General features: G+C 57.4%; 21 protein-coding genes and 2 pseudogenes. 7 read left to right on the top strand and 16 right to left on the bottom strand.

Annotated features, from left to right (window positions below; translation table 11 throughout):
- Positions 1–85: 85 nt before the first annotated feature.
- Positions 86–988, top strand: coding sequence for a LysR family transcriptional regulator (locus tag ACJTMZ_RS18705; protein WP_015570111.1), 903 nt, complete (start codon positions 86–88; stop codon positions 986–988).
- Here ACJTMZ_RS18705 and ACJTMZ_RS18700 read toward each other — a convergent pair.
- The 12 genes and pseudogenes from ACJTMZ_RS18700 to ACJTMZ_RS18645 all read right to left on the bottom strand — a co-directional run bounded on the left by ACJTMZ_RS18700 (position 976) and on the right by ACJTMZ_RS18645 (position 12,245).
- Positions 976–1,980 (bottom strand): alpha/beta fold hydrolase, encoded by a 1,005-nt coding sequence (locus ACJTMZ_RS18700; RefSeq protein WP_032103764.1) that lies wholly within the window; start codon positions 1,978–1,980, stop codon positions 976–978. The two genes, ACJTMZ_RS18705 and ACJTMZ_RS18700, sit on opposite strands and share 13 nt — an antisense overlap.
- Positions 1,981–2,169: 189 nt before the next feature.
- Complete coding sequence (locus ACJTMZ_RS18695) at positions 2,170–2,634, bottom strand: hypothetical protein (protein WP_032673080.1); 465 nt, start codon at positions 2,632–2,634, stop codon at positions 2,170–2,172.
- A 539-nt stretch (positions 2,635–3,173) separates the two neighbouring features.
- Positions 3,174–3,975: pseudogene (locus ACJTMZ_RS18690) on the bottom strand (IS630 family transposase).
- Positions 3,976–4,135: 160 nt separating this feature from the next.
- The gene (uhpT, locus tag ACJTMZ_RS18685; protein WP_006808805.1) at positions 4,136–5,527 is read right to left on the bottom strand and encodes a hexose-6-phosphate:phosphate antiporter; all 1,392 of its coding nucleotides are present in this window, start codon (positions 5,525–5,527) and stop codon (positions 4,136–4,138) included.
- A 132-nt stretch (positions 5,528–5,659) separates the two neighbouring features.
- On the bottom strand, positions 5,660–6,970 hold the full coding sequence (locus ACJTMZ_RS18680) for an MFS transporter (RefSeq protein ID WP_032103331.1): 1,311 nt from the start codon (positions 6,968–6,970) through the stop codon (positions 5,660–5,662).
- Positions 6,963–8,468: a signal transduction histidine-protein kinase/phosphatase UhpB gene (gene uhpB / locus ACJTMZ_RS18675; protein WP_252011074.1), complete on the bottom strand. Its 1,506-nt coding sequence runs from the start codon at positions 8,466–8,468 to the stop codon at positions 6,963–6,965. Before uhpB ends, ACJTMZ_RS18680 begins: the two co-directional genes overlap by 8 nt.
- Positions 8,465–9,058, bottom strand: coding sequence for a transcriptional regulator UhpA (uhpA, locus tag ACJTMZ_RS18670; protein ID WP_003861054.1), 594 nt, complete (start codon positions 9,056–9,058; stop codon positions 8,465–8,467). The genes uhpB and uhpA overlap by 4 nt, the downstream gene beginning before the upstream one ends.
- 125 nt (positions 9,059–9,183) lie before the next feature.
- Positions 9,184–9,471 (bottom strand): acetolactate synthase small subunit, encoded by a 288-nt coding sequence (ilvN, locus tag ACJTMZ_RS18665; RefSeq protein ID WP_015570113.1) that lies wholly within the window; start codon positions 9,469–9,471, stop codon positions 9,184–9,186.
- Positions 9,472–9,474: 3 nt separating this feature from the next.
- Positions 9,475–11,163 carry an acetolactate synthase large subunit gene (ilvB, locus tag ACJTMZ_RS18660; RefSeq protein WP_015570114.1) on the bottom strand — a complete coding sequence of 563 codons (1,689 nt, stop codon included), beginning with the start codon at positions 11,161–11,163 and terminating at the stop codon, positions 9,475–9,477.
- Positions 11,164–11,269: 106 nt separating this feature from the next.
- Complete coding sequence (ivbL, locus tag ACJTMZ_RS18655; RefSeq protein WP_057979964.1) at positions 11,270–11,368, bottom strand: ilvB operon leader peptide IvbL; 99 nt, start codon at positions 11,366–11,368, stop codon at positions 11,270–11,272.
- Between the two features lie 146 nt (positions 11,369–11,514).
- Positions 11,515–11,934: a type II toxin-antitoxin system HigA family antitoxin gene (locus ACJTMZ_RS18650; protein ID WP_023302826.1), complete on the bottom strand. Its 420-nt coding sequence runs from the start codon at positions 11,932–11,934 to the stop codon at positions 11,515–11,517.
- A complete protein-coding gene (locus ACJTMZ_RS18645) occupies positions 11,931–12,245 on the bottom strand; it encodes a type II toxin-antitoxin system HigB family toxin (protein ID WP_023302825.1) in 315 nt (104 codons plus the stop codon). Before ACJTMZ_RS18645 ends, ACJTMZ_RS18650 begins: the two co-directional genes overlap by 4 nt.
- A gap of 486 nt (positions 12,246–12,731) precedes the next feature.
- Here ACJTMZ_RS18645 and tisB point away from each other — a divergent pair, with 486 nt between their 5' ends.
- The 4 genes from tisB (at position 12,732) to emrD (ending at position 15,588) form a co-directional block, all read left to right on the top strand.
- Positions 12,732–12,821 carry a type I toxin-antitoxin system toxin TisB gene (tisB, locus tag ACJTMZ_RS18640; RefSeq protein ID WP_017383683.1) on the top strand — a complete coding sequence of 30 codons (90 nt, stop codon included), beginning with the start codon at positions 12,732–12,734 and terminating at the stop codon, positions 12,819–12,821.
- A 64-nt stretch (positions 12,822–12,885) separates the two neighbouring features.
- A complete protein-coding gene (locus tag ACJTMZ_RS18635; protein WP_003861064.1) occupies positions 12,886–13,332 on the top strand; it encodes a GNAT family N-acetyltransferase in 447 nt (148 codons plus the stop codon).
- A gap of 62 nt (positions 13,333–13,394) precedes the next feature.
- A complete protein-coding gene (locus ACJTMZ_RS18630) occupies positions 13,395–14,228 on the top strand; it encodes a DMT family transporter (RefSeq protein WP_015570117.1) in 834 nt (277 codons plus the stop codon).
- A 175-nt stretch (positions 14,229–14,403) separates the two neighbouring features.
- Complete coding sequence (gene emrD, locus ACJTMZ_RS18625; RefSeq protein WP_015570118.1) at positions 14,404–15,588, top strand: multidrug efflux MFS transporter EmrD; 1,185 nt, start codon at positions 14,404–14,406, stop codon at positions 15,586–15,588.
- Here emrD and ACJTMZ_RS18620 read toward each other — a convergent pair.
- Positions 15,494–16,579: pseudogene (locus ACJTMZ_RS18620) on the bottom strand (cellulase family glycosylhydrolase); the annotation flags it as partial. The gene emrD and the pseudogene ACJTMZ_RS18620 sit on opposite strands and share 95 nt — an antisense overlap.
- 84 nt (positions 16,580–16,663) lie before the next feature.
- Complete coding sequence (dsdC, locus tag ACJTMZ_RS18615; RefSeq protein ID WP_023302824.1) at positions 16,664–17,590, bottom strand: DNA-binding transcriptional regulator DsdC; 927 nt, start codon at positions 17,588–17,590, stop codon at positions 16,664–16,666.
- A gap of 204 nt (positions 17,591–17,794) precedes the next feature.
- Here dsdC and dsdX point away from each other — a divergent pair, with 204 nt between their 5' ends.
- Positions 17,795–19,132, top strand: coding sequence for a D-serine transporter DsdX (gene dsdX, locus ACJTMZ_RS18610; RefSeq protein WP_252011076.1), 1,338 nt, complete (start codon positions 17,795–17,797; stop codon positions 19,130–19,132).
- Between the two features lie 17 nt (positions 19,133–19,149).
- Positions 19,150–20,436, top strand: coding sequence for a D-serine ammonia-lyase (gene dsdA, locus ACJTMZ_RS18605; protein WP_252011078.1), 1,287 nt, complete (start codon positions 19,150–19,152; stop codon positions 20,434–20,436).
- An 82-nt stretch (positions 20,437–20,518) separates the two neighbouring features.
- Here the strand turns inward: dsdA and ACJTMZ_RS18600 are convergent, their stop codons facing one another.
- Both ACJTMZ_RS18600 and ACJTMZ_RS18595 read right to left on the bottom strand, forming a co-directional pair.
- Entirely contained in the window at positions 20,519–20,866 is a 348-nt protein-coding gene (locus ACJTMZ_RS18600; RefSeq protein WP_017383689.1) for a DUF202 domain-containing protein, read from the bottom strand.
- Positions 20,856–21,203, bottom strand: a complete 348-nt coding sequence (locus ACJTMZ_RS18595) for a YidH family protein (RefSeq protein WP_003861080.1) — start codon at positions 21,201–21,203, stop codon at positions 20,856–20,858. Before ACJTMZ_RS18595 ends, ACJTMZ_RS18600 begins: the two co-directional genes overlap by 11 nt.
- Between the last annotated feature and the right edge of the window lie 46 nt (positions 21,204–21,249).

Genomic DNA, 21,249 nt, shown 5'->3' with positions numbered 1-21,249 from the left:
CTAGCCGCCCATCATAGCGGGAAACGCAGTGCGTCAACAGCGGGCAGCGCCATAATAGTAAACGGAAAAGAGGTGTAAAAACGTCATGAAAGCGGATCTGCGCACGCTGGATCTTAACCTGCTGAAAACGCTGGATGCCCTGCTGGACGAACGCAGCGTCACCCGCGCGGCGGCGCGTCTTGCCCTGACCCAGCCAGCGGTAAGCGGCATGCTTAACCGCCTGCGGGATTACTTTGAAGACCCGCTGTTTATCCGCGCGCCGCACGGCATCGTGCCTACCACCCGGGCGGAAGCGATGGCGGCTCCCGTCAAACGCATTCTGGCAGATATCGACGAGCTGCTTCAGCCGATCGCCTTTGATCCGCTCACCGCAACGTTCACCTTCACGCTTGCCGCGACCGACTACGCCCTGCGCGCGGTCGTCGTGCCGTTTATCGCTGCGCTTAAGGTACAGGCGCCGGGTATTCGCGTGCGCGTGGTGCCTGTGGAATCTGACCGTCTGGTCAGCCAACTCGAACAAGGCTCTGTCGACGTGGCGCTGATCACCCCGCATACCACGCCTGACGAGCTTCACAGCCGGGCGCTTTATGATGAACGGTACGTTTGCATGATGCGTGCTGACCATCCGGATGCCGGACAGCCCATGACGTTAGACCGGTTTTGCGCCCTGGAGCATGTGCTGGTCTCTTACGAGGGCGACGGTTTTCGCGGCGTAACGGATGGCGCGCTGGAGAAGACTGGCCGAACGCGGCATGTTGGCTTATCGGTGAGTAACTTTTTAGTCCTGCCGGACGTGCTGGCCCTCAGCGATATGATTGCCGTTGTGCCATCACGCATAGCGGAAAAGCAGACGGGGATGTTCGTCTGCGAGACGCCGGTTCCCGTGCCCGGCTTTACCAAAAGCATGGCCTGGCACGGCAGAACGCACCGCAACCTCGCGCAGGCGTGGCTGCGCGGGCTGTTGCTGGAGACCAGTCAGCGCGCCTGAAGCCCTTTCAGCAGCGCCTCGTGGAAGCGGGCAGGATCCTGCATCTGCGGCGCGTGGCCCATGTCGTTAAATTCAATCAGCGTCGCGTGCGGAATGCGCTTCGCCGTCTCTTTGCCCAGCACCGCGTAATTGCCGAGCGTCTTGCGGATCTCCGGTGGGGCGAGATCCTTCCCGATGGCGGTGTTGTCCTTCGTGCCGATCATCAATAATACTGGCATCTTCAGCTCGTTAAATTCATAGACGACCGGCTGGGTATAAATCATGTCGTAGAGCAGCGCCGAGTTCCACGCCACCCGCGCTTTGCCCGGCCCGTTGTTTAACCCGGCAAGCATGGTGACCCAGCGCTCGTACTCCGGCTTCCACTCCCCGGCGTAGTAGGTGTTTTTCTCGTACTGACGAATACCGTCGGCGCTGACTTTCAGCTCGCGCTGGTACCACTGGTCGACCGTAATATGCGGCACGCCGCGCGCTTTCCAGTCTTCAAGCCCTATTGGGTTCACCATCACCAGTTGCTCCACCTGCTGCGGCCACATCAGCGCGTAGCGGGTCGCCAGCATGCCGCCGGTCGAATGGCCGATAACCGTGACGCGATCGACGCCCAGCGTTTTCAGCAGCGCGTGGGTGTTATCCGCCAGCTGCTGGAAGGTGTACTGATAATGCTCCGGCTTGGTGGATTTGCAGAAGCCGATCTGGTCGGGTGCGATCACGCGATACCCGCTGGCTGAAAGCGCGCGGATCGTGCCGTCCCAGGTGCCGGCGCAAAAGTTTTTGCCGTGCATCAGCACCACGGTGCGGCCGTTGGGTTTTTCCGGCTTCACGTCCAGGTAAGCCATATCCAGAGGCTGGTTCTGCGAGGTAAAGGTAAAGTGTTTTACCGGCCAGCCGTAGTCAAAACCTTCCAGCTTCTCGCCGTAGGTGGGGGCATCCGCGGCCATTGCGGGGGAGGCCAGCGCCATCAACAGCGCCAGGCAGGACAATCGTCGGGTCAACATGCAAGCTCTCCGTTAGCAAAAAGGGCTAAGGCTGCACGAAAGGCGGCAGCAAAAAAACTGTAGAGCATGGAGAGGGGCGGGTGTGTAAAGCGGGGTAAAGGTAAGTGCCTTGTTGATTCATACTGGTGTGTTTTACAAGTTATTACCGGAGCGGCGGACATTGCCGCCTGCCGCTCATCTTCAGTAAAATCAGAGCATATTCTGTCGCTGAATATAGGGTTCCTTCACAAAATCAGCCAAGAGATAGACGAGATCATGCAAAAGCCCCGCTAACGCTTTTGCTAGTGAGTCAGGCAGATTATTACTTAGCAAAGATTGTGTAAGTGCAACGGCGTAAGAAACGGGTATATCAGTGTCCTGCCAGCATTCAGGCATAATAGAAACGGGTATTTCTTCCGCAGTAAGCTGGTCGATTAAATGCACAGGCAGATCATTTTCGCAGAGTCTCTCCATGTGCATAAGCGCATTCAGTAAGCGTCCGCATAAGGCATTGCGTTCTGCGGCATCGTCCGTTTCGATAAGCACACTCGCAAACGCGGCACAGAAATCAGCAACCTCAAAGAGGTCCGCAGAAGATGGAAGCGGATGGGCGATTAACTGCTGGGTGAATTTTTCGTTATGCTCAGAAAAAATAAGGGTTGGGATAGTAGCCATAAGGCAGCCTCTTTGCGCAATTTTGGTAATTATCACCACCTGGGTTCCTACGCCCGAGGGTGGTGACGCTGACGAAGGTAGGAAGTACCGATGCACAAAGAAACCGGCCAGTCTTTCGACTGCTCCGTCAGCGCCACCATGATTCTATCCAGATGTGCGCTGCCCTGACAAAAAAATCGTCATTTTGTGCATTTTTTCGGGTTCCTACGCCCGGTTGCAGGTTTGCTGCAACGAGGGCAATTTATGCCTTGAGAAAGAGTTGGTAAAGGGGTGTAGCTGATGGCTGACAAAGTAATTTCATTTTTTCGAGGTAGATTCCAAATCATGAAAGCCTATGCTAATTGGTGTGTTTTAATTTACTTAAGTTATTATAAATATCAACTTAATACTTACTAAGTATTTTCATTTATTTAACAACCACATTGTTTGTATCAATTCATAGGAAAGAAAAAGACATAACATGTAAAACTACCTTTTAATTGGTCCATTCAAGCAGAAGATTTAATTTCTGATCTGCTAAATAGCTGCATCTAATATCGCTACACTTTTGCCAGCCCATGTTCACCTCCGGGGAATGGGCTGACGGTTTCCATAAAATGACGAACCTTTTTTCAGTAGTTGACACATTGAACGGCACTGATGATTAAGTGTTATCGTGACGGGAAGCGTCAGCCATAACCGTTCAACATGATTCATCCATGGTGAGTAAACCGGCTGATCAATTACCCTGAACTTCGGATTTTCCTTCAGCTAGCACTGCGCTTCCCGGCTTTGGTGGATAATGTAATTGTCCTCAATGAGCGTTATCGTTTTTCCCGCCGGTACGTCGTCTTCAGATTCTTTAAAAGACTGATAAATAAGGCTGAAATTTTGTTGTTACCACCCACATAGCTGACCTTGCCCGTTCCGCTGTGTAACGCGCCAGACGGATAATATTTATCATTCTGACCGGGCGTCACTACACGTTTTTGCTGTCCGAGCAGTTGCCAGTCCGCACCGATTTTGGGATTGAGATGAATATCCACTTTATCTTCATAAAATACCGGGTGCTCTGTGCTGAATTAATCCTGCTCCTTGTGGATTGCCGCCATCTTTTCATCCTTAAGCGGTCCCGGATACGCAGGGTTAATGCAGCGCTACGCTATACCAGCCCCGCAGACGGCTTCCAGTGGCGAGCGGTTCCAGCATGTATAAGTGTTCTGGCAACGTCGATAACGCGACTGCTCCAGTGAAGCATCAACATGTCGGTCAGCCTACGCGCATAATTTTTATCGTGCGTTTTATGGATTGCTTCTGCATCAGGCATCGTTCGTCACGGGGAATTGGTGCTCTGATCGGCATCGCTCAGTCCGGATGGTGATTTGTTTGATTTGGCGATTGATCAGATCGTACTATCCGGGCTGAGTTCCCTCAAAGTGATCAACTATTCGGCACAGTTATTAAGTCTAAAAATAAAAAAAAGCCCGGCATCACACACCGGGCAAAGAAGTTACCTGCACACTCAGGCTACTTTTAATTTCTGCGCACGATTCTCGCGGCGGATCTTACGCTCTTCCAGCACCGCAACCATCGCCATCAGGACGATACAGCCAATCGCTGCCGCATCCAGCGCGGCAAAGGTGCCCGCCCAGCCGGTGAGGCCGAAAATCGGCGTACCGTCGGCGATCATGCCCAGACCGAGCTTGGCGAAGCTGTCGCCGATCAGGTAGGCGAAGGTGCCCTTAATCCCATCGGCTGCGCCGATCGCTTTTTTCGGCACAAAGCCAACCGCCGCCACGCCGATCAGCAGCTGCGGACCGAACACCAGGAAGCCGAGCGCAAACAGCGACGCCAGGTAAACGTACTGGTTGCTGGCGTGCTGGTAAACGCCGAGTGTGGCGATAATCAGCGCCAGCGCGACGCAGGCCACCAGCGCGCGACGGCCGTTGGCGAGGTCCGAGAGCCAGCCCCACAGCAGGGTGCCGACCAGCGCGCCCACCTCGAACAGAGTGAAGCCCTGAATCGCCACCTCTTTCGAGAGCTTCAGCTCCTGGAAGGCATACACGGTGGACCACTGGTCGATACCGATACGCACCACGTACAGGAAGATGTTCGAGAAGCAGAGCAGCCAGATCACTTTGTTTTTCAGCACGTACTCAACAAAGATCTGCCATTTGGACATCTCGTTTTCTTCGGTCTCTTTGTCCTCCTCGCTGATCTCCTCCCCGAACAGCTCTTCAGCTTTGCCGAGGCCGTACGATTCCGGGGAATCACTGCCGTAGCGCAGGCCGATAAAACCGACAATCAGGGCGATAATCGACGGGAAGATAAACATGCCGATCACGTGACCGTCGAACAGGTAGTTCGCACCGAACAGCGCCACGCCAGCCGCGCCTGCTCCGCCGAGGTTGTGGGAGATGTTCCACATGCCGAGGTACGAACCCCGCTTGCGGCGCGGCGTCCATTTGGTGATGGTGGAGTAGCTGCACGACCCACCGGTGCTCTGGAAGAAACCGCTCAGGGCGTAGAAGGCGATCATCAGGAACAGGCTGACGGAGCCCGCGCCCATGCTGGCGCTGAAGCCAAGCATACAGATGGCGGAGAGGATCAGCATAAACGGCAGGAACTGCTTGGTGTTTTTGCCGTCCGCGTAGTAGGACACAACCGTTTTCCCCACGCCGTAGGTGATGGAGAAGCCCAGGCCAATCATCCCCAGCTGCGTCATGCTCAGCCCGTAGGTTGAGATCATGTCGTTCTGCGCGATGTTAAAGTTTTTGCGGATCAGGTACATGGTCAGGTAGCCGATGAAGACCACCAGATAGGACTGCATGAACGGTTTGAACCACATCTTGCGCCGCACGTCGAGCGGCAGATCCAGGGTCGGCTTGCGCACCTGATTTAAGAAGGCCAGCATGACTGAGTTACTCCTGAGCTGATTTTTGCAGCATTGTAAAAATCAGCCGGGAGAGATGCCTGAGACAGCGTCCAGGTAAAACCGGGAAAATTTCTTAGTTTTGCGCGTCTCGGCAGCAAAAGGTGAGGCGCGTCACGCTTCGCGCGGTGCCTGCGCGTGCAAAAACGGCAGCAGCAGCAGGGCGGAGATGCCCGCCGCGATGGCGATCACCGCGAAGAACCCGCTCCAGTGCCAGACGTCGATCACCCGCGCCAGCGGCCAGCCGGAGAGCGATGCGCCGAGGTAGGCAAACAGCCCGACAAAGCCCGTCGCCGCGCCTGCCGCCTCTTTGTGGGAACACTCCGCCGCCGCCATGCCGATCAGCATCTGCGGGCCAAAGACGAAGAAGCCGATGGTGAAGAAGCACGCCGCCTGCATCACGTAGCTGGCGAACGGCATCAGCCACAGCGAGCCGACGGAGAGTAAGATCCCGGCAGCAAAAATCAGGTTCATCGGACCACGGTTGCCGTTGAACAGCTTATCCGAGCCCCAGCCCGCCACCAGCGCGCCGATAAACCCGCCCAGTTCAAACATGGTCACCGCCGAGTTGGCGGTCACCAGATCCACGCCGAGCGTCTCGGACATGTACAGATTGCCCCAGTCGTTGATGGCCGCACGCACCACGTAGACCAGCACGTAGCAGAGCGACAGCAGCCAGATGTAGGGGTTTTTCAGCACGTATTTGGTGAGGATCTCCTGGCGGGACAGCCCGGCGCCTTCCTGCTGCTGGGCGATCTCCATCTCGTCGTGCCGCCAGTCGCCCACCGGTGGAAGGCCGACGGTTTGCGGCCTGTCGCGCAGGCGCCAGCAGAGGTACAGCCCGGCGACAATCGCGAGGCCACCGGCAATCATCATCCCCGCGCGCCAGCCGTAGTGCAGCGCCGCCGCGCCGACCACCATCGGGATCAGCGCCCCGCCGACGTTATGCGCGGTATTCCATATCGCCCACCAGCCGCCGCGCTCGTTGCGTGAGTACCAGGCGGTGAGCAGGCGGGCGCAGACCGGCGCGCCCCAGCCCTGGAAAAAGGCGTTCAGCGCCCACAGCAGGGCGAAGGCCCACAGCGAGGTGGAGAAACCAAACAGGATGTTCACCACGCCGGTGGCGATCAGCCCGACGCCCATAAAATAGCGCGCGTTGGAGCGGTCGCTGACGATGCCGGAGAAGAACTTCGACAGGCCGTAGGTGATGTAAAACAGCGTCGCCAGCAGGCCGATATCGGTGCGCGTCATCACGCCGCTGGCGAGGATTTCCGGCGCGGCGGCGTTGAAGCTTTTGCGGGTGAAGTAGAACAGCGCGTAGCCGAGCCAGATGGTAATCAGGATATGGCGACGCCAGTAGCGGTAGCGGGCATCGATTTCCGCTTTGTTGCTTAGCGGGGCGGCGCTGGCGGGGGTTTTAAACATGGTGCGTCCTTAACGGCAAACTGACGCTGACGCGCGTCCCGTGGGTGCAGGAGATGCTCAGCGTGCCGCCGAGCGCCTTCACGCGCTCGCGCATGCCCGCCAGGCCAAAGCCCTGATGGCCGGAACCCGGCGGCAGGCCGCAGCCGTCGTCTTCAATCACCAGCTTCAGGCGCTCGTCCTGCTGCCAGCCCTGGATCGTCACCGCGCTGGCGCTGGCGTGCTTGACGATGTTGTTCAGTCCTTCCTGGCAGACGCGAAAAAGGGTCACGCGTTGGCCTTCGCTCAGCGCAGGTTCGTTAATGCGCCAGTCGAGATGGCTGACAATTCCGCGGCTCTCCAGCTCCATCTCGCGCATCAGAGAGCGTATTGCCTGCTCGAGCGAGAGATCGTCAAGCTGACGCGGGCGTAGCCGTCCTAACAGGCGACGAACGGAATCATAGACGCCCAGCGAAAGCTGTTCGATATGCGCCCCACCCTGCTTCACGCTCGCGTTTTCCGCCGCCAGGCGCTGAACAATGCCCGCCTGGGTGCGGATGGCGGTGATGGTCTGGCCGATGTCATCGTGCAGCTCGCGAGCAACCTCCTGGCGCACGCTCTCTTCCGTCTCCAGCAGACGCTCCGCCAGACGGCGGTTGCGCGCCAGCTCGGCTTGCAGAGACTGGTTCAGCTCGCGCAGGCGCTGTATGCCCGCGCCGAGCAGCAGCCCGGTCAGGCTCTGGGCCAGCAGCGAGAGCAGCAGATCTACCGGGTGATCGTGCCAGGTCTGGCTGGCAATCAGCGCGATGGCGTTCATCAGCGTGGCGATCAATGCGCCCTGCCAGCCGTAATGCCAGGCAAGGGCGATGATCGGCAGCGCCAGACAAAACGGCGTGAAGCGTGATAATTCAGCGGGCAGACCAAGCTGCAACCACAGGCTCACCACAAACAGCAGCAGATACCAGATCAGGTGCCGGGCGCGCCAGTTCACCGGCTGGGAGACCAGCGCCGGGCCGAGCGGCTGCCAGACGGTGCTGGTAAGGTAATGCCAGATCACAAGGCAGGTCGGGGCCAGCGTCAGGCCGCCGGTGAGGGTCAGCAGCAGGGCGTTGAGCCCCTCCTTTTCACCCACCCACGGCAGGGACTGCAACAGCGCGGCGGCAATCAGCGCCGCACCCTGACGCAGCAGCGTGCGCCAGTCGCGCTGGTGACGGTAGCGGGAAATCAGGGCGACCGGGATAAGCGTGAGCAGGCTTCCGGTCATCAATAAAGGCAGGTGCGCGAGGTCCACTTCCTGCGCCAGCCAGATCAGCATCAGCCACTCTGCGCCCAGCAGCACCGGCCAGTAGCCGCGCGGGCATTGCAGCATTAGCCCCAGCCGCAGGCCAAAGGGGAACAGCAGCACCGCCAGCTCCGGGCGCTCGACAAGATGCAGGCTGATACTCCACAGACAGAACCACGCGGCGGAGAAGATGAAAAAGCTGGCAACAACGGCGATCAGCCGCGAAAACAGGGAGTTCATTGCCAGCTGTCAAACATACGGCGCGCCAGCTCGACATCGTTACTGACGTTGAGTTTTTCCATCAGGTTGGCGCGATGAACGTGAACGGTCTTTGGCGACAGCCCCAGCTCTACGGCAATCTCTTTCACCGACATGCCCTGGGCAAGTTTCTCTGCCACCTGGCGCTCGCGTCTGGTGAGCGGATCCTGCCGTCCCGCCGCCAGCTTGATGGCAATATCCGGCGTCAGGTAGCAGCCGCCGGTGGAGACGGTACGCACGGCGGCAATCAGCTCGTCCGGGCTACAGCGTTTAGAGAGAAACCCGCGCGCCCCCGCGTTGAGCGCCTGCTCGACCAGCGCCGGGCTGTCGTGGACCGAGAGCATAATCGTCGCCATCCCTTTCGGCAGCTGGCTTAACAGCTCCAGCCCGGAGAGGTCCGGCATTGAGATATCGCAGATACAGACCTGCACCCCGCGTCCCGGCAGGCCCGCCAGCGCCTCGCGTCCTGAGCCAAACTCGGCCACGACCTGAAAATCCGGTTCGAGGTTTAAAAGCTGGGCAAAGCCGGAGCGAACGATAAGGTGGTCGTCGATAAGGGCGATGGTGGTCATGGTTTGATCCTGATGCGTGAACGCGCCGGATGGCGGCGCAAACGCCTTATCCGGCCTACGTGTAACGTCCTTGCAGGCCGGATAAGCGCAGCGCCATCCGGCAAAAGCCTCTTACCTTAAGTGATTTACTCAAAAAACACCGCAATTTTGTTAAACATGGTGGGATCGGACTGGTTGCGTGCCACTTTGGTGACGTCCTCCAGCTTGTCGATCTGCGCCATCATCTGCTCCAGACGCTGGTCGTCGTTCACCAGTAGCCAGATGCGGCTGTGCTCGCTGCCCTGAATCGGCAGGCACAGAATGCCTTCCACGTTAAACGCCCGACGGGCAAAGAGCCCACAGACGTGGGTCATGACGCCTGGGTGGTTGCGGACGGTGAGTTCCAGAATGACGTTATCACATTGTTTCTGCATGGCTTATTCCCCCACCATCTCAGTATTTGCCGCACCCGGCGGCACCATCGGATACACTTTTTGTTCAGGGTCGATACGCACGTGGATCAGCGCCGGGCCAGGGCGAGAAATCGCATCCTGCAACGCCGCGTGGGCATCTTCTTCGGCGTTCAGATCGCAGGTGTGCAGGCCAAAACCAGCGGCAATCTGCATGAAGTTGATCATCCCCGGATAGGTCGCCGCAAACACGCCCTGCTTGTAGAACAGGCTCTGCTGCTGGTGCACCAGACCCAGCGCCTCGTTGTTCATCAGAATGATTTTAACGTCTAACTGGTTTTCGGCCGCCGTCGCCATCTCCTGAATATTCATCATCAGGCTGCCGTCACCGGAGAAGCAGATCACCTTGCGGTCCGGGTTGGCGAGCGCCGCGCCAACCGCTGCTGGCAAGCCGAAGCCCATGGTGCCAAGGCCGCCGGAGGTCAGCCACTGGCGCGGGCGGTTCAGCGGATACGCCTGAGCGGTCCACATCTGATGCTGGCCGACGTCGGTGGTGATAATCGCGCTGTCATCCACGCAGGCGGCGACGGCGTTGATAAGACCATAGTGGCTCAGCGGGTCGCCCTCGGTTGGGATAGCGCCCGGGAACTCCCGTTGCAGATCGGCCACCAGCTGGCGCCAGTCGGCGCGGTCGGTTGCCTCCGTCTGCGGGATCAGCTGCGCCAGCACCTCGGCCACGTCGCCCTGGATCGCCACGTGCGGCTGCTTGATTTTACCCAGCTCGGCGCGGTCGATATCCACGTGAATGATTTTGGCGTTCGGGCAGAACTGCTCGGTTTTGCCAATCGCCCGGTCATCAAAACGCGCCCCCATAACTATCAGCAAATCCGCCTCTTGCAGGATATAGTTGGTGCTGCGCGCGCCGTGCATGCCCAGCATGCCGAGAGAGAGCGGGTGCGCTTTTGGCAGCATACCCAGCGCCATCAGGGTCATAGTGGTGGGCAAATTAGCTTTTTCAGCGAACTGGCGGATTTCATCCGCGGCGTTGATCGTCCCGCCGCCCAGATAGAGCACCGGGCGTTTGGCGGCGTTGATCATCGCCGCCGCATCGCGCACGCTCTCAGCGCTGAATTCTGGCGCGGGGGCACGGTCACCCGGCTCAGGCAGAACGTCGATCTCAATTTCTGCGGTCTGGACATCCTTAGGAATGTCTATCCACACCGGGCCCGGGCGGCCAGACTGCGCAATGCGGAACGCATCGCTGATAACCTGAGGCAGCTCGCTGATATCGCGAACTAAATAGTTATGTTTGGTGATGGGGATAGAGATGCCGTAGGTGTCGACTTCCTGGAACGCATCGGTGCCGATCATCGAGGACGGCACCTGGCCGGTAATGCAGATCAGCGGAATGGAGTCGAGACGCGCGTCGGCGATGGCGGTCACCAGGTTAGTGGCGCCCGGCCCGCTACAGGCCATACAGACCGCCGGTTTACCCTGGGTACGCGCCATGCCCTGGGCGATAAAGCCTGCGCCCTGCTCGTGGCGCGCCAGCACGTGGCGGATCTGTGTGCTTTGGCTTAACGCATCATACAGCGGCAGTACGGTCCCACCCGGGATGCCCGCAACGGTGGTGATGCCCTGTCGTTCCAGTAAATGAACAATCAGCTGCGCGCCTGTAAAACGCGTCTTTGTGGATGTTGTGCCCGAACTTGCCATGCTCCAGTCCTTTTCTTCTGAGCCAGCTTTCCGGGGAGGGTGCTAAACGAAAAACCCCGCCCGGTTTGCGCCGGCGGGGTTTTGGATTCGTGTGTTGATCCAGTCCCTACGGCGCATTGCCGACGACCACCACCACACGCACGACGACCACTGCGGCAGGTTGCGCAGTTTTTAGTAGGGTCGAAGTGAAGATGGATGAAGTCATTGGGGACCTGTGTTTGGAATCATTGATTGAATTTATACAAACACAGGTTTTCGGATGTGACAATGGAAATATTTTCATCTGCGCAAAAATGCGTCAGGGATCACGTTTTGTTTGTTGGGTGGTGACACTCAATAAAGGTTTTTTACTCACTCAATAAATAACGCAGGTGATACCCCAAATCTGGCCGCCAGCTTTTTAATATGGTTCAGGGTAAGCTGTCTCTGACCATTCAGAACCCGTGAAACCATCGATTTACTACCAATTTCATCCTTAAAATCCGATATCGTCAGATTGTATTGATCCATCAAGGTTCTTAAAACTGCAATTCCGACGGGAACGGACTCCATCTCCTTGCGTAATGCGACTATCTCTGGCCCATTAGCTTCGTAATGGCTAATTCTGGCGCACACAATATCCAGCAAAGGACTATTGGGCTCGTTCATAAGGAGATACTCAACCAGCTCAAGCGCATCCTTATAATCTTTCTCGCTCGGCTGTTCACCCAGTAAAGGAACGGCCGCAACAAGGGCGTGCGTAGCTTTCATTGCATCAGCGACGATCATCATTTCTTCCCCTTAGTGCGATGTTTCTCCGTAAAACGGTCATATTCCTTATGAGTAAAAACATGGCGCACATAAAACTTTTGGCTTTCAAAGAATATGAGAGCCACTACTCTGAGATTGTTATTTGCAATATCAATAACATAATGCTTATCAAGATACTTGAAGTTATCCAGCGTTGGGAAAAGTTTTCTCAGTGCAGCGGGCGTCGGGCAGTGGCTCTTTTCAATAACTCGTCCTAAAAAGAGAAGCTCTTCTCTGTGTTGCGGGAACTGGCTTACCGCATCCAAAATTGCCTTCATTGAGATTAAATGCATCCTGCTTGCCTGCCGCGTCCATTGCCATTATGGCAACGATAACACCTGTTGCCAATAAGTCAACGAAGGATACTATTTTCACTTCGTCAGAAAACAAAAAACCCCGCCTAAGCGAGGTTTTTATCAGGGTTTTGCGGTTGGTTGCCGCAGAACACACTGTGTTACGTCAACGCGAAAAGTATACGCGATCGAAGACGAACGCGCAATTCCGGCACGGATTTTGACGTTTTTGAGTATGGATCGCCTTCCAAATTTTGTCCATAAAATACTGTTCATGCATACAGTATTTATCTATACTGAGGGTGTTCGCAGTGAGCGAGGGGGCCGCAGTTTACCGGCGCAACGAAGTCCTGGCTGAAACGGGTGGTGCCGTCAGTGCCTTAACCCCTGAAGTGAGCACACTGTGTTACGTCAATCCAGGTGCTGGCCACAGGCGGCGGAAAGGTACGCCAGCATCGTGCTCCTTTTAACCAAAAGGAGACGCGTATGAGCGTCGTGGATATGGTCATACTTGTCCTCAAACTCATTGTTGCTGTATTGCAACTGCTTGATGCTGTCCTGAAATACGTTCGGTGATTCAGGTTCAAGTCGCACCTGAGAGGGGCGGGCAACCGCCCCTCTTTAATAACGAGGGAATGCTATGTCGCGTCTGTTAATTGAGCCCGTCACGCCCGATGAACCCGGGTATATCGCCCTGAAGGCGGAGAGTATCGCGTTGAATTTCAATATGCTGCGCAGGCTGGAAGAGAACTGGCAGCGGGGTGAAAACCGCTTTAACGCGCCGGGTGAAAAACTGCTGGGGGCGTTTCTTAACGGCAGGCTGGTGGGCGTGTGCGGCCTTAATCGCGATCCGTTCAGCCAGCAGCCGCGCGCCGGACGTATTCGTCATCTCTACGTCAGCGAGAAGTGCCGTGGGCAGGGCATAGGCAAACAGCTTTTGACCGTGGTGATGGCGGATGCCAGCATCTGGTTTGATTTTCTTAATACCCATGCGCCGGAAACCGCGTACGGATTTTACCATCGGGCGGGCTTCAGGCTGGTGTCAGACGAACCCCGGGTGACGCACCGCCTTTTTTGCGCAGTGTAAGCGGCTGGCAGCATCGACGGGTGAATGTTACAGTTGGATGACATTTCACCAACCGATACGCCATGACCATCACCGTTTTCTGCATTTTACTGTTCGCCGCACTGCTGCATGCCAGCTGGAACGCCATCGTTAAAGCCGGAACGGATAAACTCTACTCGGCGATCGGAGTCAGCGGTTCAGCCGCGCTTATTGCCCTGATTTTACTGCCCTTCTCTCCTCAGCCAACTGCCGCAAGCTGGCCATATTTGTTCGTCTCCTGTGCGTTACAGGTGGTGTACACCGTGCTGGTAGCGAAGACCTATCAGGTCTCCGACATGAGCCAGACCTACCCCCTTATGCGCGGGACGGCTCCTCTGCTGGTGGCGCTGATCAGCGTATTGGTGCTCGGGGATCATCTCTCCTGGCTTGCCTGGTCCGGCATTGGGGTCATTTGTCTGTCGATTCTGGCCATGGCGATGAACGGCCGCATGCAGTCACGCAAGGGGATCTGGCTGGCGCTGCTGAACGCCTGTTTTATCGCCGGGTATACCCTGGTGGACGGCACCGGTGTGCGACTCTCGGACACTGCGCTGGGCTATACGCTCTGGACCTTCTTCATGAACGGTTTCTGCCTGCTGAGCTGGGCAATGGTGGCGCGGCGTCGCGAAGCGTCCAGCTACCTGCGCCTGCACTGGAAAAAAGGGCTGCTCGGCGGTGTCGGGACGATGGGATCTTACGGTCTGGCACTCTGGGCGATGACCCAGGCACCGCTGGCTGTGGTCGCGGCACTGCGTGAAACCTCTATTCTCTTCGGCGCATTAATCGCATTTGTGCTTTTAAAAGAGAAGGTTGCCGGCCTGCGCATCGCGGCGGCACTGGGTATTGCTGCCGGTGCGGTCCTGCTGCGCCTGGCGTAATTCGCTGGCAACATTAGTTGCCGATCTTGTTTACAAATCCTGCCTTCACGCCTTCTGTCATTCATCACAGTAATGCTTAAATTGTCATCTCTCTGTGGTAGATTCCTCGCGCATTTATGGGAATGCGTAGTCACTTATTCTTTATTTATCTCTTTTGGCAAAAGTATTCAGCGACATGAAAAAGCAACGGAACGTGAACTTATTGTTGATGCTGGTGTTACTGGTGGCCGTCGGGCAGATGGCACAAACCATCTACATTCCGGCGATTGCCGATATGGCAAAAGATCTGAGCGTCCGCGAAGGTGCAGTCCAGAGCGTGATGGCAGCCTATCTGCTGACCTATGGCGTTTCACAGCTGGTTTATGGTCCCCTGTCCGATCGCGTCGGGCGTCGTCCGGTCATTCTGGTGGGCATGAGCATTTTCATGGTAGCAACGGTGATTGCCATTACCACGCACAGCCTGACCGTCCTGATTGCCGCCAGCGCCCTCCAGGGCGTGGGCACCGGCGTTGGCGGGGTTATGGCGCGTACCCTGCCGCGTGATATGTACCAGGGCACACAGCTTCGTCACGCCAACAGTCTGTTAAATATGGGTATTCTGGTCAGCCCGCTACTGGCCCCGCTGATTGGGGGTCTGCTGGACACCGTCTGGTCCTGGCGCGCCTGTTACGCCTTCCTGCTGGTGCTGTGCATTATTGTCACCTTCAGCATGGCGCGCTGGATGCCGGAAACCCGCCCAAAAGACGCGCCGCGCACGAAGCTCATCGCCAGCTACAAAACGCTGTTCGGTAATGGGTCCTTTACCTGTTATCTGTTGATGCTAATCGGCGGCCTGGCGGGCATTGCGGTGTTTGAAGCCTGTTCCGGCGTGCTGCTGGGCGCAGGCCTTGGCCTGAGCAGCATGGTGGTGAGTATTCTGTTTATTCTGCCGATCCCGGCGGCGTTCTTCGGTGCATGGTTCGCCGGACGTCCGAACAAGCGTTTCTCCACGCTGATGTGGCAGTCGGTGATCAGCTGTCTGCTGGCCGGGCTGATGATGTGGATCCCGGGGCTGTTTGACGTGATGTCGGTCTGGACGTTGCTCATCCCGGCGGCGCTGTTCTTCTTCGGCGCGGGCATGCTGTTTCCCCTCGCCACCAGCGGCGCGATGGAGCCGTTCCCGTTCCTCGCAGGCACGGCAGGCGCGCTGGTGGGCGGTTTGCAGAACATCGGTTCCGGCGCGCTGGCCTGGCTTTCGGCTATGATGCCGCAGACCGGGCAGGCGAGTTTAGGCTTGCTGATGACCCTGATGGGGCTGCTGATTTTGCTGTGCTGGCTGCCGCTGGCGTCGCGTGTCTCGCATCACGAACAGCCGGTTTAACCGCATGATGGCCCGGCTTCTCGCCGGGCTTTTCACAGACGGGCGCAATCATCGCCTGCAATAGCCGCTCTGGGGCAGGCCGCCACGCCCCCTCTTCCCCGTCATAAAACTGAACATCGGCGTTTATTGCATACGGGATGTTGGCCTGTTTCAGCTCGCACGCCATAAACGTGGTAAACGCCATCTGCGAGGCGGTTGGCATCAGGCTTTTCGATTCGCCCACCCCCCAGCCGCCAACCCAGCTCACATGCCCGGTTTTTTGTTGCCAGTGCAGCGCGGCGTTGATTCGGTTACGGATAGCCGCTTTCTCAGCCGCAGTTCCGGACGTCCACGGGTATTTACCGTTCGTTTTCAGCGGGCCCCAGGGGAAAATATGCCACTCCGCCAGCAGGTAATTCTGGCTGTGCGCGGGCAGCTTCAGGCTGGATAAATCCTCCGGCGCGGCGCGCAGACGAGGGGCGATAAAAATCATGCGGCTGGCATCAATGGCGTGAATGTCTTTGATCGCTTTCTCATACACCCGGTTGAGCGAAGCAACGTTGTGGTTGAGCTTGTCCGCCGGTTCGTAGATCAGGTCAAAGCCCAGCAACGGCGAGCGCTGACCAAAATAGTGCGCCACGGCAATCCACCAGTTGATCACCTCTTTTTCGGTATCCGCTTTCGGGTCGTTTTTATATTCATCGGCCTGATAAGCGATGATGGGGATGACGCCGTATTGCTCGCAGGCCTCCACCAGCTTACGCAGGTGAATCAGCCGCGCTTCCGTCGGTTCGCCCGCCACCCGAATACGGACATGGTGTATGCCTTTCACCTGAAAATCACGGACCACCAGCGGGTCGAACTCGCGGATACCGCGCTCGGTGCGTGCCCAGTCGACATCCATTCCGACGCCCAGCATCTGCGCGTAACGGGCAGCCGTCAGCGGCGGCTCAGCGGCAATCGCCCAGCCGGAAGAGAGTAAGATCGCAGTGGCAATAAAAGGCTTTAACACGGTTTACCCTGGATAAATCAAAAGCATTACCTGTATTTAGCACGCTTTTTCACATTTGGTGTAGAGCGAAAGCGTAATAATTCTTCAACCCGCCAGCTCTCTTAGCCAGCCGATAAAGGCGTCAATTTTCGGCCACTGACGGCCGGGAAGCGTTGAGACGTAATAATGCTGATGGCACTTGAGGGTTTTCCCATCAAAGGGTGCGATCAACTCCCCTCGTTCGAGACGTTTTTGCACCAGCCGCTTTCTCCCCATCGCCACCCCCACATTATTCATGGCCGCGATAATGGCTAAATCAGAGCGATCGAAGCCAATACCCGATGATAACGGCATATTCGCCGCGTAATGCTGCGCCCAGCTCAGCCACTCATCCGTACCGGAATCATTGCTCCAGGCCTGACGGTCGTGCAGTAACGTGCAGTGGCTGAGGTTATGGGGGTTTTTCAGCAGTTCATGCTCCCGGGCATACGCCGGCGAGCAGACGGGCAAAATCTCTTCATCCATCAAAAAGTGATGAGAAAGGTGGTTTGGCGGCGTATCGTCGAAATAGAGCGCCAGATCGATGCCGGTTCGCTGCATGTTGACGTAATCATTACCAGTCAGAATAGTAAGTGAAATCGACGGGTAGCGGCGGGTAAAATCCCCCAGCATCGGCACCAGCCAGCACTGGGCGATCGACGGCCGGGAGTACACCGTTAGCGTACCTGACAGCGCCTGGTTTTTAATATCCAGGATCTCCTGATTCAGGGTGTCGAGGGACGATTTCAGCGTCCAGTAAACGCGCTTGCCTTCCTGCGTCAGCTCCACTTTACGGTGTGAGCGGACAAACAGCTGAATGCCCAGCTCCTCTTCCAGCAGATTTATGCGGTGGCTCACCGCGCTGGGGCTGAGCGACAGCTCCGCCGCCGCCAGCGCGAAGGACTCATGCCGGGCGGCCACTTCAAAGGTGTACATTTTCGACAGCTGCCAGCCGTTTAACAGCCGGTTTCTGCCTTCATTCGCATCGGTCATCACAATTCCCATACGTAATTTCTGCGTTCAGCATACCGCTCAAGAATGAATTTATGTGAACCTAATACGAGTTAAGTGCGCTTTTTAGAGTCCAGTCACTCAGTTGATCCAATCTGGCTCATCTGAACGCCAATTTATATCGTTTGTCAGCCCACGCCGTTTTTTCGTCCAATACCCCCAGATGACATAAGGGTGAGGTGAGATATGGGATCTCAGGTCTGGGTTGTGGCAACGCTGCTTGTCAGCATCGTATTGATTGTTTTAACCATCGTAAAACTGAAGTTTCACCCGTTCCTCGCGCTGCTGCTGGCAAGCTTTTTCGTCGGCGCGATGATGGGGATGAGCCCGCTGGATATGGTGAACGCCATTGAGAGCGGGATTGGCGGTACGCTGGGCTTCCTGGCGGCGGTTATCGGTCTTGGCACTATTCTCGGCAAAATGATGGAAGTCTCCGGCGCGGCAGAGCGCATCGGGATTACGTTGCAGCGCTGCCGCTGGTTGTCGGCGGACGTGATTATGGTCCTGGTCGGCCTGATCTGCGGCATTACGCTGTTTGTGGAAGTGGGCGTGGTACTGCTGATCCCGCTGGCGTTTTCCATCGCCAAAAAGACCAACACGTCGCTGCTCAAGCTGGCCATTCCGCTCTGTACCGCACTAATGGCAGTGCACTGCGTGGTGCCTCCGCATCCGGCCGCGCTGTTTGTCACCAATAAATTAGGGGCGGACGTCGGGACGGTGATTGTCTACGGTCTGATGGTGGGCCTGATGGCGTCTCTGGTTGGCGGCCCGCTGTTCCTGAAGCTGCTCGGCGATCGTCTGCCCTATAAGCCGGTTCCGGCGGAATTTTCAGACCTGAAGGTGCGGGAAGAACACACGCTGCCGTCGCTGAGCGCCACGCTGTTCACCGTGCTGCTGCCGATTGCCCTGATGCTGGTGAAAACCATTGCCGAGCTGAACATGGCAAAAGAAGGCACGCTTTATACCCTGCTGGAGTTTATCGGCAACCCTATCACCGCGATGTTTATCGCCGTGTTTGTCGCCTACTACCTGCTGGGGATCCGCCAGCACATGGGCATGGGCGCAATGCTGACCCATACGGAGCACGGCTTTGGCTCTATCGCCAACATTTTGCTGATTATCGGTGCGGGCGGCGCGTTCAACGCCATCCTTAAAACCAGCGGTCTGGCGGAGACGCTGGCGCATATTCTCTCGAACCTGCATATGCACCCTATCCTTCTCGCCTGGCTGGTGGCACTGGTGCTGCACGCCGCCGTGGGTTCGGCAACGGTAGCGATGATGGGTGCCACGGCGATAGTGGCGCCGATGCTGCCGCTCTACCCGAACGTAAGCCCGGAGATCATCACCATTGCCATCGGGTCCGGCGCTATTGGCTGCACGATCGTGACCGATTCTCTCTTCTGGCTGGTGAAGCAATACTGCGGCGCGACCCTGAACGAGACCTTCAAATACTATACGACGGCGACGTTTATCGCCTCGGTGCTTGCACTTGGCGGCACATTCCTGCTTTCTTTCATTATCTGAGCGCGAAGAGACGTATTATGGAAAACGCAACTATCACTACTTTAACCGCACAGTTTCCTCTGGTTGAGGATCTGATTGCCCTGAAAGAAACCACCTGGCTTAACCCGCGCACCACGACGCTGGCGGAAGGGTTGCCGTATGTCGGGCTGACCAAAGCCGACGTGGACGACGCGCACGCGCGCCTGAAACGCTTCGCGCCGTATCTGGCGAAAGCGTTCCCGGAAACGGCGGCAACGGGCGGGATTATCGAATCCGACCTGGTCGCGATCCCGGCGATGCAGGCGCGGCTGGAGAAAGAGTCCGGTAAGGCCATTCCAGGCACGCTGCTGCTGAAAAAAGACAGCCATCTGCCGATTTCCGGCTCGATCAAAGCGCGCGGTGGCATCTATGAGGTGCTGACCCATGCGGAGAAACTGGCGCTGGACGCCGGGTTGCTGAGCCTCGAAGACGACTACAGCGTTCTGCTGGAGCCGCGCTTTAAAGCCTTCTTCAGCCAGTACAGCATCGCGGTGGGCTCAACCGGCAACCTGGGGATGTCCATCGGCATTATGAGCGCCCGCATTGGCTTTAAGGTGACGGTGCATATGTCCGCCGACGCCCGCGAGTGGAAGAAAGCCAAACTGCGCAGCCACGGCGTGATCGTCGTGGAATATGAGCAGGATTACGGCGTGGCGGTGGAGCAGGGACGCAAAGCGGCGGAAAGCGATCCGAACTGCTTCTTTATTGACGATGAGAACTCACGCACGCTGTTCCTGGGCTATGCGGTTGCTGGCGAGCGCCTGAAGGCGCAGTTTGCCGAGCAGGGCCGCGTGGTGGATGCCGATCATCCCCTGTACGTCTACCTGCCGTGCGGCGTCGGCGGTGGTCCCGGCGGCGTGGCGTTTGGCCTGAAGCTGGCCTTTGGCGATAACGTCCACTGCTTCTTCGCGGAGCCAACGCACTCACCGTGCATGCTGCTGGGCGTTTATACCGGGCTGCACGATGAGATTGCGGTGCAGGATCTGGGCATTGATAACGTCACGGCAGCGGACGGGCTGGCGGTAGGACGCGCCTCCGGCTTCGTGGGCCGCGCGATGGAACGCCTGCTTGACGGGTTCTACACCCTCTCCGATCAAAGCATGTACGACATGCTCGGCTGGCTGGCGCAGGAGGAAGGGATTCGCCTCGAGCCGTCGGCGCTGGCGGGCATGGCCGGGCCGGTGCGCGTGCAGGCGGATGCCAACCCCACGCACCTGGTGTGGGCAACCGGCGGCGGCATGGTGCCGGAAGACGAGATGGCGAAGTATCTGGCTAAAGGGAAGTAATTATGCCGGGTGGCGGCTGCGCCTTACCCGGCCTACAGTTCGCGGCAGCTGTAGGCCCGGTAAGGCGTAGCCGCCACCGGGCTTATAAGCTCATAATTTGCTGAATGTGAGTAACTGCAAAGAGTAAAGACAGAGACAGCACAGCCAACGCAATCAGGAACTTATCCCGCACCGCTTTCGGCTGCGCAAAGTCGTTCTGCGCCACGTCCATCAGGTTACGGCTGCGGGTGTAGCGCCATAAAATGACGGCTACCAGCGCCAGCACAACAATGGAGATCCAGAATGGCGCCCCCGTGCGGTGCCAGTTGTGCTTAATGGCAAGAGCGATCAGCGCGCCATACCCCAGTAGCGTGCGCAGCCAGGCCAGCGAGGTTCGCTCCGGCTGAAGCCCGGGGTCCGCTTCCCGCCGCGCTTTGCGGCTATCCGGCATACAACACCAGTAACATCACTACGCCCGCAACCATCAGCAAAATCGTACTAATGATGAGCAAGCCGCGCGTGTAGGGGAGATCCTGCTTCAGACGCATCGCCTTTTCATTTCTCAGCCAGCGCAGATAGCCATAAATCGCCAGCACGCCGGCAATCAGGCACAGCAGCAGGGCCAGCACTTCGCGAATCAACGGGGTGGCAAAATCGGGGGCGAGCTGATCAAGGCCGACACCTGCGGCCAGAAAGCCCAGGGCGGTGCGGATCCACGCTAAGAACGTGCGTTCGTTAGCCAGTGAGAAGCGGTAGTCCGGTGCTTCACCGAGGCGGGAAATGTTCATGAAGGTTCCTTGTCGTGCTGCATGCAGGCTTCAGCATAGCGTAATT

The sequence above is a fragment of the Enterobacter sp. DN genome, assembly GCF_046054285.1.
In the GTDB taxonomy this organism is placed as follows: Bacteria; Pseudomonadota; Gammaproteobacteria; order Enterobacterales; family Enterobacteriaceae; genus Enterobacter; species Enterobacter hormaechei_C.
Note: the sequence above shows the minus strand (reverse complement) of the source record. Positions and strands in the feature narration are given on the sequence as shown.

Bases quoted from the DNA above. Each gene is read 5' to 3' on its own strand.
- uhpB (WP_252011074.1), bottom strand. From the start codon at position 8,468: ATGAACTCCCTGTTTTCGCGGCTGATCGCCGTTGTTGCCAGCTTTTTC.
- ACJTMZ_RS18700 (WP_032103764.1), bottom strand. From the start codon at position 1,980: ATGTTGACCCGACGATTGTCCTGCCTGGCGCTGTTGATGGCGCTGGCC.
- ACJTMZ_RS18705 (WP_015570111.1), top strand. From the start codon at position 86: ATGAAAGCGGATCTGCGCACGCTGGATCTTAACCTGCTGAAAACGCTG.
- ACJTMZ_RS18695 (WP_032673080.1), bottom strand. From the start codon at position 2,634: ATGGCTACTATCCCAACCCTTATTTTTTCTGAGCATAACGAAAAATTC.
- ACJTMZ_RS18650 (WP_023302826.1), bottom strand. From the start codon at position 11,934: ATGATGATCGTCGCTGATGCAATGAAAGCTACGCACGCCCTTGTTGCG.
- dsdA (WP_252011078.1), top strand. From the start codon at position 19,150: ATGGAAAACGCAACTATCACTACTTTAACCGCACAGTTTCCTCTGGTT.
- ACJTMZ_RS18600 (WP_017383689.1), bottom strand. From the start codon at position 20,866: ATGCCGGATAGCCGCAAAGCGCGGCGGGAAGCGGACCCCGGGCTTCAG.
- ACJTMZ_RS18635 (WP_003861064.1), top strand. From the start codon at position 12,886: ATGTCGCGTCTGTTAATTGAGCCCGTCACGCCCGATGAACCCGGGTAT.
- tisB (WP_017383683.1), top strand. From the start codon at position 12,732: ATGAGCGTCGTGGATATGGTCATACTTGTCCTCAAACTCATTGTTGCT.
- ACJTMZ_RS18595 (WP_003861080.1), bottom strand. From the start codon at position 21,203: ATGAACATTTCCCGCCTCGGTGAAGCACCGGACTACCGCTTCTCACTG.
- dsdC (WP_023302824.1), bottom strand. From the start codon at position 17,590: ATGACCGATGCGAATGAAGGCAGAAACCGGCTGTTAAACGGCTGGCAG.
- ACJTMZ_RS18680 (WP_032103331.1), bottom strand. From the start codon at position 6,970: ATGTTTAAAACCCCCGCCAGCGCCGCCCCGCTAAGCAACAAAGCGGAA.
- uhpA (WP_003861054.1), bottom strand. From the start codon at position 9,058: ATGACCACCATCGCCCTTATCGACGACCACCTTATCGTTCGCTCCGGC.
- ilvN (WP_015570113.1), bottom strand. From the start codon at position 9,471: ATGCAGAAACAATGTGATAACGTCATTCTGGAACTCACCGTCCGCAAC.
- dsdX (WP_252011076.1), top strand. From the start codon at position 17,795: ATGGGATCTCAGGTCTGGGTTGTGGCAACGCTGCTTGTCAGCATCGTA.
- emrD (WP_015570118.1), top strand. From the start codon at position 14,404: ATGAAAAAGCAACGGAACGTGAACTTATTGTTGATGCTGGTGTTACTG.
- ACJTMZ_RS18645 (WP_023302825.1), bottom strand. From the start codon at position 12,245: ATGCATTTAATCTCAATGAAGGCAATTTTGGATGCGGTAAGCCAGTTC.
- uhpT (WP_006808805.1), bottom strand. From the start codon at position 5,527: ATGCTGGCCTTCTTAAATCAGGTGCGCAAGCCGACCCTGGATCTGCCG.
- ilvB (WP_015570114.1), bottom strand. From the start codon at position 11,163: ATGGCAAGTTCGGGCACAACATCCACAAAGACGCGTTTTACAGGCGCG.
- ivbL (WP_057979964.1), bottom strand. From the start codon at position 11,368: ATGACTTCATCCATCTTCACTTCGACCCTACTAAAAACTGCGCAACCT.
- ACJTMZ_RS18630 (WP_015570117.1), top strand. From the start codon at position 13,395: ATGACCATCACCGTTTTCTGCATTTTACTGTTCGCCGCACTGCTGCAT.